This window comes from Chitinophaga cymbidii (assembly GCF_007992715.1).
In the GTDB taxonomy this organism is placed as follows: Bacteria; Bacteroidota; Bacteroidia; order Chitinophagales; family Chitinophagaceae; genus Chitinophaga; species Chitinophaga cymbidii.
This window is the reverse complement of the sequence record NZ_BKAU01000004.1, coordinates 457,319-473,696: the sequence shown is the minus strand read 5'-3', so window position 1 is coordinate 473,696 and position 16,378 is coordinate 457,319. Positions and strand designations below refer to the sequence as shown.

Sequence of the window (16,378 nt, the reverse complement as noted above, 5' to 3'; positions counted from 1 at the left end):
ACCAGAAGGTTTCGTAATAACTGTTTAATATGGAAATGAGAAGAGACGTATTCCAGGCCATCGCAGATCCCACCCGGCGAAAGATCATAGACCTGCTGGCCCGCCGGTCCCTGAACCTGAATGCCGTGGCGGACAATTTTGATATCAGCAGGCCGGCCATCTCCAAACATATCCGCATCCTCACGGAATGCGGGCTGATCACCATCCGGCAACAGGGCCGCGAACGCTACTGCGAAGTACAGCTGCAGCAATTGAAAGACGTAGCGTCATGGGCGGAACAATACCGTATTTTCTGGACAGGGAAGCTGGACGCGCTGGAGAGTTTCCTGGCGAAGGGGCAGAAAAACGCGAGGAAGAAAAACGCAAAAGGCGGGGCTGCGAAGTCAGGATGATGGTTTCTTACGCGGCCGGAACAGGAAGAAAAAAAGACCGCCTAATATCAGCCCCCAAACAATCCAGTCGGGGATAAGGTGATCGCTGTACGGTTTCTCCAGCCACCACAGATCACGCAGTACAGCGAACCCGATGAATAGCAGGACGTACATGGGAAAGAATATCCACCATTTCATTCTTCAATTTTACAAATTTTCCATCGTTATGTCAATAAAAAAACCGCCCCGGTTTCCCGGAACGGCAGATCGTTTTGTATATGTCAGGCAATATTAGCGGAAGCTCCTGCCGTTACCCGGTCTTTCAGAACGCTCCTTTGCAACGGAAACACCAATTGCCCTCCCGTCAACTACTTTACCATCGAGTTCTTTGATCGCCTCCTGCCCTTCGCCGGCAGCAGACATTTCAACAAAACCGAAACCCCGGGAAGTACCGGTATACCTGTCCATGATCACTTTACTGGAAACAATGTTCCCAAAGGGAGCAAACAGGCCGTGCAGGTCTTCGTCTTTGAAGTAAGACTGAAGATTGGATACATAAATGTTCATATAATTGTATTTAAGTGTGTTTGTAATTAATGTGCGTGCACCGTGGCCAGCCTGGGTATTTTCACGATCCGCAGCCAGTTCAGCAGCAGGATGATATAATATACCGGGTCCACTTCATATCTCCGTATGCCAAAATTGATGGCGGAAGGATGTTTATGATGATTGTTGTGATAAGATTCACCTAACATCAGCACATCCATGCGCAGCAGGTTTGCGGAAGTATTTTTCAGGGTGTAATTTTTGTAGCCGAACTTATGGGCAAACCAGTTGATAATGGCGCCATGCACCGCTCCCATAGTAATGACCACCGGCAGCAGCAGGAATAACCAGGGAGAAGTAGCAAAGAATACGAATAACAGCACGTAACCGGCTACCCATAACAGGCGGCTCCATCCGGAACTGGCGAAGCGGTCGAACTTCCTCCAGTCAGGCAGGTTCTTCGTAAACCGTTCTTCCACCTTCATTTTCCCGTGGAATATCTGCCGGTAAAAGCGGCTGGTCCGCCACATCATGGAGAATACGTTCTTTGAGAACTCCGGCGAATGCGGATCGCGCTCCGTATCCGTATAGGCATGATGCATTCTGTGCATGATAGCATAAGCCTTCGGGCTCATATAGGAAGATCCCTGGGTAATATATGCGAAAACGTAAAAGACCCTTTCCCAGAACCTGTTCATCTGGAAGGCTCCGTGCGATGCGTAACGATGTTGCAGAAAAGTCTGGGAAAACAGCGACAGATACCAGATGGCAATAAAAAAGATAATGATAAACATAAAAAATAGTTGGTGACAGATGTTGGGTAATAAAATCCCCGGGGGAGGTAACCAGAAAGTTAAGCTGAAAGATGTGAGCGAACGCAGATTGCAGCAGAAATAAGCAGTTGTAACTTTTATTACGCTCCGAAGGTAGCCAAAATAATGTTAAACAAATCACAATGCCCCAAATCCCCGATATTCACGTATCTTTACATACCTATATTAAAAAAAAGTATAATTACCTTGCATTTTTACGATTTTGACTTCGACGATGATCTTTTGGATGGCATAGATGCGATGGGATATACCACCGCAACTCCGGTTCAGGAAAAAGTGATCCCAATCATATTATCAGGAAAAGACCTGATAGCCTCCGCCCAGACGGGCACGGGCAAAACTGCCGCCTTCCTCCTCCCCACCATACAAAACCTTCTCACGCATACGCATGACGCAAGCCAGATCAACTCCATGATCATTGTACCCACCAGGGAACTGGCCGTGCAGATCGCGCAGGTGCTGGAAGGAATGTCTTACTTCACCAATATCAGCTCCATCGCCGTTTATGGCGGCGGTGACGGTAATTCCTTTGCGGTGGAGAAGAAAGCGCTGTCTTCCGGTGTGGACATTGTGATCTGTACGCCCGGCCGTATGATCGCGCACCTCAACATGGGCTATGTAAAGCTCCAGGGGCTGAAATACCTGGTGCTGGACGAGGCGGACCGCATGCTGGACATGGGCTTTCATGACGATATTGAAAAGATCATCTCCTACCTCCCGAAAGAACGGCAGACATTGCTCTTTTCCGCCACTATGCCGGAAAAGATGCGCAAGCTGGCCCTCAAGATACTCAAGGACCCCGAGCAGGTGAACATCGCCATTTCCAAACCACCGGAAAAGATCGTGCAGGAAGCCTTTGTAGTGCATGAAGAGCAAAAGGCCCCGCTGATCAAGCACGTGCTGGAAAGCAGGCGCAAGCAAAGCGTTATCATCTTCTGCTCCCGCAAGCAGAACGTGAAGCAGCTCACCCTGCTGCTGAAGAAAGCGAAGTTCTCGGTGGAAGAGATCCACTCGGACCTGGAGCAGGAAAAACGGGAACAGGCGCTGCTGGACTTCAAAAATAAAAAGCTGAACATCCTGGTGGCTACGGACATCCTTAGCCGCGGCATCGACATCGAGGACATCGATCTCGTCATCAACTACGACGTGCCTAACGACGGGGAAGATTACATCCACCGCATCGGACGTACAGCCAGGGCGGCTACAGACGGCACTGCCTACACTTTTATCACGCCCAAGGAACAGGGCCGCTTCTCCCGCATCGAGCAGCTGCTCGGGCATGAAGTGGTGAAAGTTCCCGTGCCGGAAGCATTCGGGCCGGCGCCGGTATACCAGCCCAAAAACCGGAAATCCGGTGGTGGCGGTGGTGGCGGCAACGGCAGGCCGGGTAAAGGCCGGGGCAAAGGTGGCAATAACCGCAAATTCCATCACAAACACGGCAAAAACAATAAAGGCGGCGGCGCGCCGCATAAAGGGCCTTCTTCTCCGAAGACCAGCGCACAGCAGTAAACAGCCCGCTCAACGGCCTCGCTGTCATCGGTCGCGAACAGCCGGTTTGCAACGGCCATCGGTTGTGCAACCAGCTATAGCATGCCCTCCAAAAAAAATTCTCTTTTGCTGTCCGGATTTCCTTCCGTATTGGTACTATATTTAAAAAACAGTCAATACCATGAAGAAATTCCTTTTGCTGATCCGTGAGGACCTTCAGCGTCTGCAGACCATACCGGAAGATGAAATGCAAGCCTGCATCGCAGAAATGACAAAGTGGACCGAAGGTCTTGCCCAAAAAGGGCATTTCCTGGCCGGGGAACCCCTCGAAACGGAAGGCCTCTATGTCAAAAAAGATCACATTTCCACAGACGGCCCCTTCGCCGAAGCGCGGGAAGGCATCAGCGGATTCCTGCTCATCCAGGCAAAAGACCTGCAGCAAGCCGGCGAACTGGCTGCACAATGCCCCGAAGTACTCAATAATACCGTCATCATCGAAGTGAGACCCGTGCTGGATTGCTGATGAAACCGGAAGACTGCCTGCAAAAGATCTACCGGGCGCAATTCGGCAAGATGGTAAGCGCCCTGATGTACCGGAGCGGTATCAGCGTGATCGCTGATGCGGAGGACATCGTGCAGGAAGCCTTTGCCGCCGCCGCGCTCAAGTGGCGGCAAACATTGCCCGACCATCCCGAAGCATGGCTCTACGCCACCATCCGCAACATCGCGTCCAAACGGCTCAGCCGCACTCAACCGCATGTAGCGCTCGATCAGGCCGACCGGCTGACCGTTGCCCACGCATCCTCCGAAGACGGCGATACACAATTGCTCCGCCTGCTTTTCGCCTGCATGCATGCCGACTTCCCGCCCAAAACACAGCTGGTGATTTCCCTACGGTATGTACATGGTTTGCAGGTGCAGCAGATCGCGCGGCTGCTCGGCACTTCGCCCGAAAGTATTTCCAAGATATTATACCGGCAGCGGCAGCAGGTGAAAGCGCAGGACATTGCCTTTCACAGCGGCTTCGTCTGGTGGAGCGAACAGAAAGTAGGCATGGCGCTGAAAGTGCTTTATCTTGTTTTTACCGAAGGATGGAAGATCGGTGACGATGGCGGGTTGACGGATGAACAATTATGTGAGGACGCACTCAGCCTTACCAAAGCCGTAATACGGCACAGCCGCGTTTGCGGAACAGATGCCCGGGCCCTGTACGCGCTTATGCTGCTGCAACTCGCACGCGCAAACGCCCGCATAAACGAGAACGGTGAATTGCAGGAACTTGAAAAGCAGCCAAGAGAACAATGGGATCAAAATATGATCCGCATCGCCACCACTTATCTTCATTCCGCCCGGAACGGCCCACGCTCCGCATTATTGCTGGAAGCCACCATCGCATGGCTGCATACCTCCGCCGGAAATACACCCTGGGAGCAGATCTGCGGGTTATATGAACAGCTGGTCCGCGTCAACCCCTCTCCTTTTGTACAGCTCAACCATGCCGTAGCTTTACATTTTGCAGGCTGTCCGGATGCTGCGTTGCGGCAACTGTTATCCCTTGGTAACGATACGTTTATGCAAAACCATCATCTTTATCACTGCAGCCTTGCCCGCATATATACAGATCAGCGCCAGGCCGCCAAAGCGCTGGAGCACTACCGCATAGCGCTCACCTGCAAGCCGTCGTTACCGGAATCCGCTTTTATCGGCAGGAAGATCAATGCGCTTATACAGACCTTATAACTCCTGCACGGACAGCCATTTCTAAAAAATCATCAAAATAATTCCCGCGAATCCCCCTACAAGTTTCCATAGTTTTTATTTTCTCCATTACTTTTGCAGGATGCAAACCTCTTTCCAGCAAAAATCTGTCGTGATAACGGGCGCAACTTCCGGTATCGGGAAAGCGCTCGCTTTTGCTTTTTTACAGGCCGGTGCGCAGGTGGCCGTCTGTGGCCGCCGGCAGGCTTCTCTCGACGAAATGCAAAAAGAATGTAACACGGCGGCCCTCCACACATTTGTAGCGGACGTTAGCCAGGAAGAAGATTGCAAAGCGTTCATAAACAGTGTACTGGAAAAATTCGGGAAAGTAGACATCCTGGTGAACAACGCCGGCATCAGCATGAGGGCGCTGTTCAAGGATACGGAGGTAGAGGTGCTGAAAACCCTGATGGATGTCAATTTCTGGGGCGCCGTATATTGCACCAAATTCGCCATGCCCTCCATCCTCGCCAACAAGGGCACCGTAGTGGGCGTTTCCTCCGTTGCGGGATACCGGGGCCTGCCGGGGCGGACGGGTTACTCCGCATCCAAATTCGCCATGCAGGGATTCCTCGAAGCGCTGCGGACGGAGAATTTACATACAGGCGTTAACGTGATGTGGGTATGCCCCGGCTTCACGGCCTCCAATATCCGCAATACGGCGCTGGACAAAACGGGGCATTCCCAGCAGGAAACACCGCTGAAGGAAGACCAGCTCATGAGCGCCGAAAAGGTGGCGCAACATACCCTCAATGCTATTGCGAAGCGTAAACGCACGCTGGTGCTCACTTCCCAGGGCAGGTTCACGGTACTGCTCAGCAGAACGTTCCCCGCCCTGCTGGATAAACTGGTGTTCTCCCACTTCAAGAAAGAACCGGGCTCCCCGCTGGAATAACCAGCCATTAAAGTGATTTTAATTTTTTACTTTTTACTTTTCTAACGTTCTTTGCACAGGAAAAAACAAGGCCCCTGAGCGTTACAGCCCGGAACTATAACATGCCTATCATCACACTGACATCTGACATCGGTTTGCAGGACTACCTCACAGGAGCCATCAAAGGTCTGCTGCTGCAAAACTGTCCCGGTGCCCAGGTCGTGGATGTATCCCATCACATCTCACCATTCAACCTCCCCCAGGCCACTTATATCTGCCGCGCCGCCTTCCGGCATTTCCCCGAAGGCACTTTTCACCTGGTACTGAACAACCTGTTCGACCGGAAAGCGGATTACCTGCTCATGGCTTCCCACAATGGTCATTATATCTGCTGTGCGGACAATGGCCTGCTCACCATGATCGCCGGTGAAATGCCCGCGGCCGTCGTGCGCCTGCCTTTGGACCCCGCCGTGCCGAAAAATACATTGACGCTCGCCCGCACCATGGCGCAAGCCGTTCAGCGGATGAGCAGCGGCGCCTCCCTGCAGGACGCCGGCACGCCGGTAACGGAGATCGTGGTGAAAAACAACCTGCAGCCCCTCACCGGCGCCGATTATATTGAAGGCCAGATCATTCATATCGATAACTTCGAGAACGTAGTGGTCAACATCACCAAAGAGCAGTTCGACGAGCAACGCAACGGCCGCCAGTTTGCGATTTTCTTCCGCCGGGACGAAATGATCCGCAACATCAGCGAAACCTACGCGGACGTGCCCGAAGGCCAGAAGCTCGCGCTCTTCAACGCCGCCGGTTACCTGGAGATAGCGGTGAACAAAGGCAATGCGGCGGGACTGTTCGGCCTGCAGGGCTTCAGCCGCGATCAGCTGCAACAGGCTACCTATCAGCACCTTTCATTTTATCAAACTGTACGCATAATCTTCGAATAATGGTCAGGATAGTGAAACTCACCATCGATCCGGCAAAAGCAAAAGCATTTGAAGGACTTTTTACGGAGAAAATGATGCAGATCCGCCACTTCCCCGGCTGCCGGCACCTCGCCCTCTGGAAAAACCACCTCCCCTCCGGCGTATTCATGACCTACAGCATCTGGGATAACCAGGATGCGCTGGACGCCTACCGGCATTCCGCGATGTTTTCGGACATCTGGGGCACCATCAAGCCATGGTTCACCGCAAAACCCGAAGCATGGAGCCTGGACGACATCACACCGACACTTTAATATGTTAAAGTATTTATAAAAAGTTAAAACTATTGTTCACATTAGCTTAATTGGTTACTTTTTCTATTTTTGTCGGAATTATCTAAAACAACCTTATGAATTTTAACCGGATCAATAACATTACAGGCTGGATCGTGTGCATAGTTGCCTGTGTTGTTTATTTAATGACCATGGAAGCCACGGGAAGCCTGTGGGATTGCGGCGAATTCATTTCCGCGGCCTATAAAGTGCAGGTGCCCCACCCCCCCGGTGCTCCGTTGTTCGTATTGCTCGGACGGCTCTTTACGCTGCCCTTTACGCCCTCAGAAGCTTCCATCGGTGTGAATATCATGAGCGCCCTCGCCAGTGGTTTCACTATCCTGTTCTTATTCTGGACCATCACGCACTTTGCGCGCCGCATCCTTTCTCCCAAAGGTGAGCCCCTGAACAGCCAGCAACTGCTTTCTGTAATGGGCGCCGGCGCCGTGGGCGCACTGGCCTACACTTTCTCCGACTCTTTCTGGTTCTCCGCTGTGGAAGGCGAAGTATATGCCATGTCTTCCCTCTTCACCGCCGTAGTGTTCTGGGCCATGCTCAAATGGGAACACGAAGCGGACAGCAAATACGGCGACCGCTGGATCGTGCTCATCGCTTACCTGATGGGGCTGTCCATTGGCGTGCACTTGCTGAACCTCCTCACCATCCCCGCCATGGTGCTGATCTATTACTTCAAACGCAGTAACAAGATCTCCACCGCGGGCGCTTTCTGGGCCTTCGTACTGGGATGCGTGATCACCGGCCTCGTGCAGAAATTCATTATCCAGGATACGATCAAGGTATCCGGAATGATGGACGTGTTCTTTGTGAACAGCCTCGGCCTGCCGTTCTTCTCCGGCTTTACCTTTTACTTTATAGCGCTCATTGGGCTGCTGGTGTATGGATATATGAAACCCAAATTCGGGTTCTATGTGCCGCTGATCGTAATCGCATCCGTGATCCTGATCCCCGCTTTCGCAGAAGGAGACAGCACCGGCGTGCGCATCTTCCGGTTCATACTGGCCGTTGGCGTACTGCTCATTCCCTATTTCATTAAAACTTTCGGCATTACGCTCAACGCCCAAAAGCTGCAGCATGCCACCCGCCTGATCAACGCCTGTATCTTTTTCCTGCTGATGGGCTACTCCACATACGTGACCACCATGATCCGCTCTTCCGCCGATCCTTCCGTGGACATGTATAATGTGGACAACCCCGTTTCACTCGTAGGGTACCTTGGCCGTGAGCAGTATGGCGATTTCCCGCTTTTATACGGACAGGTATTCACCGCCCGCCCTGAGAAATACGAACCTACCGGGAACATATACGCGCGTGTGAAAGATAAATACGTTGTAGTAGGCCAGAAACAAACACCGGTTTACAACAGCAGCGATAAAATGCTCTTCCCCCGCGTGTGGGACGCCAGTAACGACCAGGGACATGCCGATTACTACAAGGCATTCCTCAATCTGAAAGACGGCGAAAAACCAACTTTCTTCGATAACATCAAGTTCTTTGTGGGATACCAGGTGAACATCATGTACATCCGCTACTTCCTGTGGAACTTCGCCGGCAAGCAGAACGATATACAGGGCTTCGGCAATCCGCGGGACGGTAACTGGATCTCCGGCATCGGCCCCATCGATAACCTGATCTACGGCGATCAGTCGGAAATGCCGGACAGCCTGCGAAACAGCAAGGCCCGCAATACCTTCTTCTTCCTTCCCCTGATACTCGGGCTGATAGGGTTCTTCTTCCACTACAACCGTCACCGGAGGGACGCATTCATCGTTGGTCTGCTCTTCTTCTTTACCGGCTTCGCCATCGTGCTCTACCTCAACCAGGCCGGCAACCAGCCGAGGGAGCGTGACTACGCCTACGTAGGTTCTTTCTATGCCTTCGCCGTATGGATCGGCCTTGGCGTGATGAGCGTATACAACTTTTTCATCAACAAAAAACTTCGTGCAGCCGCACCGTTAGCCATCGTGCTTTGCCTCGTGGCCGTGCCGGTGCTGATGGCGCAGCAGGGATGGGATGACCACGACCGTTCCAAAAAAGTGATCGCCCGCGATGTAGCGCGCGACTACCTGGAATCCTGTGCGCCCAACGCCATTCTGTTCACCGTAGGTGACAACGATACGTACCCGCTCTGGTACGCGCAGGAAGTAGAAGGCATCCGTCCGGATATCCGCGTGATCAACCTGAGCCTGCTCAGCGCGGAATGGTACATCGAACAGCAACGGAAAAAGATCAATGAAAGCCCAGCCATTGAAATGACGCTGACGCCGGACAAATACCGTGGCGACGCCCGCAGCTACGTGATGCACTATGACAACGGTAAATTGCCGCAGGACAGATATTTCGATATCCGCGAAGTGATTGCCTTCATCGGTGACGACAGGGATGCCGCCAAAGTGCCGCTGACCAGCGGGGACAAAGTGAATTACCTGCCCACACAGCACCTGTTCATCCCCGTCAATGCGGAAGAAGTGATCAAAAACGGAACAGTAGACATCCAGGACAGCGGCCGCATTGTGCCGAACGTGCAGTTCTCCATCACCAAGAACGTCATCTACAAAGGAGATATCGCCGTATACGACATGATCGCCACCAACAACTGGAAACGCCCGATATACTTCACCAGCCCGGTAGACCTCGGTCTGAACGACTATCTGCAGGTAGAGGGTCTTACTTACCGCCTAGTTCCCACACGCAGGCAGCCGTCCGACGAAATGCTGCCCGGCCTGAACGACCAGGTGCATACCCGCAAGATGTATGACAACCTGATGAACAAATTCGTATACGGCAGCGTGGACGTTCCGGGTGTTTATTTCGATGAGCCCAACCGCCGCATGCTGCAAAGCCTCCGCAACGCCTACACGAAGCTGGGCGTGGCGCTGGTAAAAGAAGGCAAACGCGATAAAGCGCTGCAGGTGCTGGACCGCCAGGATTCCGTGTTCCTCCCCGGCAACATGCCGTATGCGATGACCACGCCCGGCAACATGCACAACCTCTGGAGCATGGAGATCGTTTACGCTTACTACCTCGCCGGCAACGCGAAGAAAGCGGACGAGATCTCCCAGCAACTGCTCAGGGACATGGAACAGCAGATGCGCTACTACCGCGCCCTGCCCGCCCGCCTGTTGACCAACGACCTGCAGGACGATGCGCGCCGCGCCGAACAGTTCTCGCTGATGCTGAAGCAATGGAAGATAGATTTCGCCGCGACGGATTCCGCGCAGCAGAATGAGGCTGGTAAGCAGTTCAGTACGGTGCCGGATAGTAGCAAATAAACAAAACAAGATCATCAACATAGGGCTGGCCGGAAGGCTGGCCCTTTTCTTTGGAGAAAAGAAAAACGGGCTGACCAAAAGTAATGGTCAGCCCGTTTCTATTCGGGTATCTGATGTCGGCTTGTCATCGTTGAAGCGATTCTCAAAGCCTCCGATCTGAAACCGGTGATCTCTTTTATTTCTTCGCGATGATCTCCCGCAAGTTCTTCACGCTCGCCGTAATGTCCGGTACGCTGTTAGCCCAGTTGTGCTCATATTCAGCGGAGATAACGCCTTTGAACTTCTGTGCTTTCAGTTCCTTCACCACTCCTTCGATATTGCAAACGCCCGTTCCCCACACTACGTCATGCCCCTTGCGGTCTTTTTCATGCAGGTCCTTCATGTGAAGGCTGAAAACGCGGCCTTTCAGCTTTTGCAGGCATTCTACAGGATCGAGGCCGGAACGTACCCAGTGCCCGATGTCCGCGCAGGCGCCGATGTATTGACTGCGGCCTTGAATCGCGGTCAGTACGCTGTCCGGATGCCAGTAATGGCTCGGTTTAGGGTGGTCATGGATCGCTACTTTGATCTTGTACTCGTCCGCCAGCCTGGAAACAACGTCCAGGTCCTGCGTGCGGGGCTCCGAAGTGATCACCTGGATGCCCATCGCTTTAGCGAAATCGAACATCTGCCTCCATTCCTGTTCTCCTTTGGGGCTCACCACCCCGAAGGCCACCAGTTGTTTCTTCTTGGATTTCAGCAAGTTCTGGATCGCTTTTCGCTTGGCAGCATCCATCTTGAAATCCATATTCCCCTCGATATTCCCTCCGATCTTCTGGCCGTTATAGCACTCCACATAGTGCAATCCGCAGGAATCAAGCTTGTCCAGCGCCTCCGTAAGGGTAAAAAGTCGGAAAGAATACGACTGTGCACCGAGCTTCCAGCCCAGTTTCGCTTCTTTCTGCTGTGCAACAGCGGGCGCAGCATAAGTCATGGCAGCCATACCGAGCAACAGCAGGCTTTTTCGCAAAGAATTCATAAACGTGCGTATTTAATTTGAATCGTAATGAAAATGACCGGAAAATTAACAGCCTTTTCCCACTAATGCAAGGACGGAATGATCAGCGGCGCCGGAAAATGGCGGTAATGAGTTTTTACGTAATTTAGATGAACGTATGAAAGGATTTATTTTCTCAAAGTTCGAGCCTTCTGATAAAAATCAGTCGCCGTTCGAGAAGATGCTGGACATTTTCACCCAATTGCTCACTTACACCAGCGGTGACGTAGCGGAAGCCCTGCAGTGGCTGACGGAGCTGGATAAAGAATACCAGGTGTCCGACAACGAGTACGGTATCGGTGATTTTATTGAAGACCTCCGCAGCAAGGGATATATCCAGGAAAACCCGGAAAACGGCAATATCTCCATCACTTCCAAAACCGAGCAGACCATCCGCAAACGCGCGCTGGAAGAGATCTTCGGCAAGCTGAAGAAATCCACCATCGGCGATCACAACATCCGGAAATCCGGTATGGGCGACGAGCTGAACGCGGAAACCCGTCCATATGAATTCGGCGACCCGCTGGAACAGATCGATATGACCGCCTCCATCCGCAATGCCCAGATCAATCACGGCATTGAGGCTTTCTCCATGCAGCAGGACGACCTGGAAATACAGGAAACCGACTTCAAAACGCAGACCTCCACCGCCCTGATGATCGACATCTCGCATTCCATGATCCTTTACGGGGAAGACCGCATCACCCCCGCCAAAAAGGTAGCCATGGCCCTCAGCGAGCTGATCACCACCCGTTATCCGAAAGACACGCTGGACATCATCGTGTTCGGGAACGATGCCTGGCAGATAGAGATCAAGGACCTTCCCTACCTGCAGGTGGGGCCGTTCCATACGAATACGGTAGCGGGCCTCGAGCTGGCGATGGACATTCTACGGCGGCGGCGCAATCCCAACAAGCAGATCTTCATGATCACGGACGGGAAGCCCACCTGCCTGAAACAGGGCAAGCAGTATTACAAGAACAGCTTCGGGCTGGACAGGAAGATACTCAACCGGACGCTCAACCTGGCCGCACAGTGCAAAAAGCTCAAAATACCCATCACCACCTTCATGGTAGCCACCGACCCGTGGCTGCAGCAATTCGTAAAGGAATTTACGGAAACCAATAACGGCAAAGCCTTCTTCTCCGGCACTGACAAGCTTGGACAGTTCCTGTTCTATGATTTCGAAAGCGGGAAAAGGAAAACACTTTAAACAAAAGAAACAATGGGAATGGAAAAGATCAAAACCCTGGGAGAGCTCAAAAAGAGCGGATATGTGTACAGGTCTGTAAAAGAAGAGATCCGGCAAAACCTGATCGCCAAGCTGAAAAGGAAGGAAAGCACCTTTCCCGGCATCATTGGCTATGATGATACGGTGATCCCCGATACAGAAAGAGCCCTGCTTTCCCGCCATAACATCCTCTTCCTGGGGCTGCGCGGACAGGCGAAAACCAGAATGGCCCGGCAAATGGTGGACCTGCTCGATGAGTTCATTCCCATCGTGGCCGGCTCCGAAGTGAACGACAATCCCTTTGCGCCCCTCTCCCGCTTCGCGCGCGACCAGGTCGCCGCACTCGGCGATAAAACACCTATCGAATGGTTGCCCCGTGAAGCGCGGTACGGCGAAAAGCTCGCCACGCCCGATGTGAGCGTGGCCGACCTCATCGGTGACGTAGATCCCATCAAGGCCGCCAACGAAAAGCTGAGCTATGCGGACGAGCGCGTGATCCACTTCGGCATCATCCCCCGCTCCAACCGCGGTATTTTTGTGATCAACGAGCTGCCGGACCTGCAGGCGCGCATCCAGGTGGCGCTCTTCAATATATTGCAGGAAGGCGACATCCAGATACGCGGCTTCAAGGTGCGCATGCCGCTGGACATCCTCTTTGTATTCACGGCTAACCCGGAAGACTACACGAACCGCGGCTCCATCGTCACTCCGCTGAAAGACCGCATCGAAAGCCAGATCATCACCCACTACCCGAAAACGCTGGAAAACTCCCTGCTCATCACCGAACAGGAAGCCAACGTGCACGAAGAGCAGCAGTCCGTGCAAATGCCCGATATGATCAAGCGCATCATCGAACAGGTGGCTTTTGAAGCGCGCGGCAGTGAGTATGTGGACAAAAAAAGCGGTGTTTCCGCGCGCCTGACCATCGCCGCATTCGAGAACGCCGTGAGCGCCGCCGAGCGGAGAGCCATCATCAACAAGGAAAAATCCACCTACATACGGATCAACGACCTGCAGGGCGTTATCCCCGGCATCACCGGTAAAATAGAGCTGGTATACGAAGGCGAACAGGAAGGCCCGCTGCAGGTGGCCGTAAACCTGCTCGAAAAAAGCATCCGCACCGTCTTCGCCACCTACTTCCCCAACCCGGATACCTTCAAGAAACGGAAGAACCCCGGCGCGGCGGATATGAACCCGTACCGCCCCATTATCCAGTGGTTCGACCAGGGCAATGCGCTGCAAATGCTGCAGGACGCAACGGACAAGCAGTATGAAACCGCCCTGATGCAGGTCACCGGGCTGCACGACCTCGTAAAGCAGCTCTTTCCGCAGTCCAACAAGCAGGAACGCCTGCTCATGATGGAGATGATCCTCCATGGCCTTTCCACCTATTCCCTGCTCAGCAAAAAAACGCTGGAAAACGAAACCCGGTTTTCCGACCTGCTGGGCACCATGATGAATTTCGGAACGCGGGAAGACCTGGAGGAGGATGAAATATAACTGCGAAAAATCCTATTTTTTTATATTTTGTTGTCCATTACAATATCCACGTTAAATAAAACAGTGATTACAATGGACAGAAGGAACTTCCTGTTTAACACCTCCGCTTTCCTTGCAGGATCAGCGTTGCTACCCTCCGCTTTGCGTGCCGTTGCACCAAGCGATATTGTCAATTTTGGCGTGATCGGCGTAAACGGCATGGGCTGGAGCGACCTCAACGGTATGCTGCACCACCCCGAAGCCCGCTGCGTGGCGATCTGCGACGTTGACAAAAATGTGCTGGACAAACGGGCCGCCGAGCTGGCTAAGAAAGACATTAAAGCGCAGCTGTATGGCGATTACCGGCAGATGCTGGAGAATAAAGACATCGACGCCGTCATCATCGGTACGCCGGACCACTGGCATTGCCTGCAAATGGCGGACGCCTGCTCCGCCGGAAAAGATATTTATGTAGAAAAGCCGATCGGCAACTCCATCGCGGAATGCCGCGCCATGGTGAACGCCCAGCAGCAGCACAACCGCGTGGTGCAGGTGGGCCAGTGGCAAAGAAGCATGCAGCACTTCAGTGATGCCATCGCTTTTGTACATGCCGGCAAGCTCGGCAATGTAAGGCTGGTCAAAGCCTGGGCATATATGGGATGGATGAAGCCCATCCCGAAGAAAGACATCACCGAACCACCTCCCGGTGTAGATTACACCACCTGGTTAGGCCCGGCGCAAAAACGCCCGTTCGACCCGAACCGTTTTCATTTCAACTTCCGCTGGTATTGGGATTATGCCGGCGGACTGATGACGGACTGGGGCGTGCATCTGATCGACTACGCCCTGTACGGCATGAAAGCCTCCAACCCGCGGTCCGTCGTGGCTTCCGGCGGCAAGTTCGCCTACCCAGATGATGCCTCCGAAACACCGGACACCCTCACCGCCATCTATGAGTTCGACGGCTTCAACATGCAATGGGAACACGCCACCGGCATCGACGGCGGCCCCTACGGCAGAACGCACGGCATCGCCTTCATCGGCAACAACGGCACCCTGGTGCTGGACCGCGGCGGATGGGAAGTGATCCCCGAAAAAGACAAAATGGAAGCCGTCGCCTACCAGAAAGCATCCGACAACGGCCTGGTGAAACATACCCGCAACTTCATAGACGTGATCAAATCCAGGAAGCTGGAAGACCTCAACTGCGACATCAGCACCGGCGCGAACGTGGCCGTGAACGCGCAAATGGGCAACATCGCATATAAAACCGGTCAGAAAGTGTACTGGAATGCAGACAAGCAGCAATTCACCAGCAGGGATGCGAACAAGCTGATGACCGCGCAATATCATAATAACTATAAACTGCCTAAATAACACAGAAAATGCATCGTATCAAATCTTTACTGGTATCCAGCGCCATCCTGCTCCCGGCCATCAGCGCCTGCGCACAGGAAGCCAAGCCACAGGACACGGAAGTATGGGAACCCGTTCCCGCCATTGTAACACCCGGAACAGCCGGCACAGCTCCCTCTGACGCCATCGTGCTGTTCAACGGCAGGAACCTGGACGCCTGGGTGTCCGAAAAAGGAGGCGGCGCAGCGCCCTGGACAGTAAAAGACGGCGCCATGACCGTTGCCAAAGGCAAAGGCGGCATCAAAACGAAAGAAAAATTCGAAGACTTCCAGCTGCACATCGAATTCCGCGCCCCCGAAGTGGTGAAAGGAGAAGGCCAGGGCCGCGGCAACAGCGGCATCTTCCTGCAGGAATTCTACGAGCTGCAGGTGCTGGACAATTACAACAACAAGACCTATTCCAACGGCCAGGTGGGCAGCATGTACAAACAGGCCATCCCCCTCGCCAACCCGAGCAAAAAGCCCGGCGAATGGCAAACATATGATGTGATCTGGACGGCCCCCCGCTTCAACGAAGACGGCAGTCTGAAATCACCCGCCCGCGTGACCGCACTGCTGAACAACGTGCTGGTGCAAAACAATTTCGAGCTGAAAGGAAAAACCCTCTACATCGGCAAACCGTTTTACGAAAAGCACGGCGCCATGTCGATCGCTTTGCAGGATCACGGGGACCTGGTGAGCTTCCGGAATATCTGGGTGAGAAAATTGTAAAAGAAACGCCCCGGTCCATTGGGCCGGGGTATTTTAATTTAAAAGGCCCCCCATACAGGCGGCCTTTACTACTCAAAATGTGTACTCA

16 protein-coding genes are annotated in these 16,378 nt (G+C 53.2%); 12 read left to right on the top strand and 4 right to left on the bottom strand.

What is annotated here, in order from left to right:
• The first annotated feature begins 29 nt into the window (after positions 1-29).
• A complete protein-coding gene (locus tag CCY01nite_RS18170; protein ID WP_307726085.1) occupies positions 30-392 on the top strand; it encodes an ArsR/SmtB family transcription factor in 363 nt (120 codons plus the stop codon).
• Here CCY01nite_RS18170 and CCY01nite_RS18165 read toward each other — a convergent pair.
• From CCY01nite_RS18165 to CCY01nite_RS18155, 3 genes are all read right to left on the bottom strand, one after another.
• Positions 384-569 (bottom strand): hypothetical protein, encoded by a 186-nt coding sequence (locus CCY01nite_RS18165; RefSeq protein ID WP_146864783.1) that lies wholly within the window; start codon positions 567-569, stop codon positions 384-386. The genes CCY01nite_RS18170 and CCY01nite_RS18165 overlap by 9 nt on opposite strands.
• Positions 570-662: 93 nt before the next feature.
• Positions 663-938, bottom strand: a complete 276-nt coding sequence (locus CCY01nite_RS18160; RefSeq protein ID WP_146864781.1) for an RNA recognition motif domain-containing protein — start codon at positions 936-938, stop codon at positions 663-665.
• A 26-nt stretch (positions 939-964) separates the two neighbouring features.
• On the bottom strand, positions 965-1,711 hold the full coding sequence (locus CCY01nite_RS18155) for a fatty acid desaturase (protein ID WP_146864779.1): 747 nt from the start codon (positions 1,709-1,711) through the stop codon (positions 965-967).
• 225 nt (positions 1,712-1,936) lie between these two features.
• Here CCY01nite_RS18155 and CCY01nite_RS18150 point away from each other — a divergent pair, with 225 nt between their 5' ends.
• From CCY01nite_RS18150 to CCY01nite_RS18120, 7 genes are all read left to right on the top strand, one after another.
• Positions 1,937-3,259, top strand: coding sequence for a DEAD/DEAH box helicase (locus CCY01nite_RS18150; RefSeq protein ID WP_146864777.1), 1,323 nt, complete (start codon positions 1,937-1,939; stop codon positions 3,257-3,259).
• 160 nt (positions 3,260-3,419) lie between these two features.
• Positions 3,420-3,761: a YciI family protein gene (locus CCY01nite_RS18145; protein WP_146864775.1), complete on the top strand. Its 342-nt coding sequence runs from the start codon at positions 3,420-3,422 to the stop codon at positions 3,759-3,761.
• A complete protein-coding gene (locus CCY01nite_RS18140) occupies positions 3,761-4,978 on the top strand; it encodes an RNA polymerase sigma factor (RefSeq protein WP_146864773.1) in 1,218 nt (405 codons plus the stop codon). Before CCY01nite_RS18145 ends, CCY01nite_RS18140 begins: the two co-directional genes overlap by 1 nt.
• A gap of 100 nt (positions 4,979-5,078) precedes the next feature.
• Positions 5,079-5,891: an SDR family oxidoreductase gene (locus CCY01nite_RS18135; RefSeq protein ID WP_146864771.1), complete on the top strand. Its 813-nt coding sequence runs from the start codon at positions 5,079-5,081 to the stop codon at positions 5,889-5,891.
• A 101-nt stretch (positions 5,892-5,992) separates the two neighbouring features.
• A complete protein-coding gene (locus CCY01nite_RS18130; protein WP_146864769.1) occupies positions 5,993-6,817 on the top strand; it encodes an SAM hydrolase/SAM-dependent halogenase family protein in 825 nt (274 codons plus the stop codon).
• Positions 6,817-7,110: a putative quinol monooxygenase gene (locus CCY01nite_RS18125; protein WP_146864767.1), complete on the top strand. Its 294-nt coding sequence runs from the start codon at positions 6,817-6,819 to the stop codon at positions 7,108-7,110. Before CCY01nite_RS18130 ends, CCY01nite_RS18125 begins: the two co-directional genes overlap by 1 nt.
• Before the next feature lie 95 nt (positions 7,111-7,205).
• Complete coding sequence (locus tag CCY01nite_RS18120) at positions 7,206-10,418, top strand: glycosyltransferase family 117 protein (RefSeq protein WP_146864765.1); 3,213 nt, start codon at positions 7,206-7,208, stop codon at positions 10,416-10,418.
• A gap of 175 nt (positions 10,419-10,593) precedes the next feature.
• Here CCY01nite_RS18120 and CCY01nite_RS18115 read toward each other — a convergent pair whose 3' ends face one another.
• Positions 10,594-11,436 carry a sugar phosphate isomerase/epimerase family protein gene (locus CCY01nite_RS18115; RefSeq protein WP_146864763.1) on the bottom strand — a complete coding sequence of 281 codons (843 nt, stop codon included), beginning with the start codon at positions 11,434-11,436 and terminating at the stop codon, positions 10,594-10,596.
• Positions 11,437-11,572: 136 nt separating this feature from the next.
• Here CCY01nite_RS18115 and CCY01nite_RS18110 point away from each other — a divergent pair, with 136 nt between their 5' ends.
• From CCY01nite_RS18110 to CCY01nite_RS18095, 4 genes are all read left to right on the top strand, one after another.
• The gene (locus CCY01nite_RS18110; protein ID WP_146864761.1) at positions 11,573-12,667 is read left to right on the top strand and encodes a vWA domain-containing protein; all 1,095 of its coding nucleotides are present in this window, start codon (positions 11,573-11,575) and stop codon (positions 12,665-12,667) included.
• Positions 12,668-12,685: 18 nt separating this feature from the next.
• Positions 12,686-14,185 (top strand): sigma 54-interacting transcriptional regulator, encoded by a 1,500-nt coding sequence (locus tag CCY01nite_RS18105; protein WP_246129970.1) that lies wholly within the window; start codon positions 12,686-12,688, stop codon positions 14,183-14,185.
• A gap of 72 nt (positions 14,186-14,257) precedes the next feature.
• Complete coding sequence (locus CCY01nite_RS18100; RefSeq protein ID WP_146864757.1) at positions 14,258-15,541, top strand: Gfo/Idh/MocA family protein; 1,284 nt, start codon at positions 14,258-14,260, stop codon at positions 15,539-15,541.
• Positions 15,542-15,549: 8 nt separating this feature from the next.
• Positions 15,550-16,290, top strand: a complete 741-nt coding sequence (locus CCY01nite_RS18095; RefSeq protein WP_186831131.1) for a 3-keto-disaccharide hydrolase — start codon at positions 15,550-15,552, stop codon at positions 16,288-16,290.
• The last annotated feature ends 88 nt before the right edge of the window (positions 16,291-16,378 follow it).

Excerpts from the sequence above, each read along its gene's own strand:
- CCY01nite_RS18170 (WP_307726085.1), top strand. The coding sequence starts at position 30 with ATGGAAATGAGAAGAGACGTATTCCAGGCCATCGCAGATCCCACCCGG.
- CCY01nite_RS18165 (WP_146864783.1), bottom strand. The coding sequence starts at position 569 with ATGAAATGGTGGATATTCTTTCCCATGTACGTCCTGCTATTCATCGGG.
- CCY01nite_RS18160 (WP_146864781.1), bottom strand. The coding sequence starts at position 938 with ATGAACATTTATGTATCCAATCTTCAGTCTTACTTCAAAGACGAAGAC.
- CCY01nite_RS18155 (WP_146864779.1), bottom strand. The coding sequence starts at position 1,711 with ATGTTTATCATTATCTTTTTTATTGCCATCTGGTATCTGTCGCTGTTT.
- CCY01nite_RS18145 (WP_146864775.1), top strand. The coding sequence starts at position 3,420 with ATGAAGAAATTCCTTTTGCTGATCCGTGAGGACCTTCAGCGTCTGCAG.
- CCY01nite_RS18140 (WP_146864773.1), top strand. The coding sequence starts at position 3,761 with ATGAAACCGGAAGACTGCCTGCAAAAGATCTACCGGGCGCAATTCGGC.
- CCY01nite_RS18135 (WP_146864771.1), top strand. The coding sequence starts at position 5,079 with ATGCAAACCTCTTTCCAGCAAAAATCTGTCGTGATAACGGGCGCAACT.
- CCY01nite_RS18130 (WP_146864769.1), top strand. The coding sequence starts at position 5,993 with ATGCCTATCATCACACTGACATCTGACATCGGTTTGCAGGACTACCTC.
- CCY01nite_RS18125 (WP_146864767.1), top strand. The coding sequence starts at position 6,817 with ATGGTCAGGATAGTGAAACTCACCATCGATCCGGCAAAAGCAAAAGCA.
- CCY01nite_RS18120 (WP_146864765.1), top strand. The coding sequence starts at position 7,206 with ATGAATTTTAACCGGATCAATAACATTACAGGCTGGATCGTGTGCATA.
- CCY01nite_RS18115 (WP_146864763.1), bottom strand. The coding sequence starts at position 11,436 with ATGAATTCTTTGCGAAAAAGCCTGCTGTTGCTCGGTATGGCTGCCATG.
- CCY01nite_RS18110 (WP_146864761.1), top strand. The coding sequence starts at position 11,573 with ATGAAAGGATTTATTTTCTCAAAGTTCGAGCCTTCTGATAAAAATCAG.
- CCY01nite_RS18105 (WP_246129970.1), top strand. The coding sequence starts at position 12,686 with ATGGAAAAGATCAAAACCCTGGGAGAGCTCAAAAAGAGCGGATATGTG.
- CCY01nite_RS18100 (WP_146864757.1), top strand. The coding sequence starts at position 14,258 with ATGGACAGAAGGAACTTCCTGTTTAACACCTCCGCTTTCCTTGCAGGA.
- CCY01nite_RS18095 (WP_186831131.1), top strand. The coding sequence starts at position 15,550 with ATGCATCGTATCAAATCTTTACTGGTATCCAGCGCCATCCTGCTCCCG.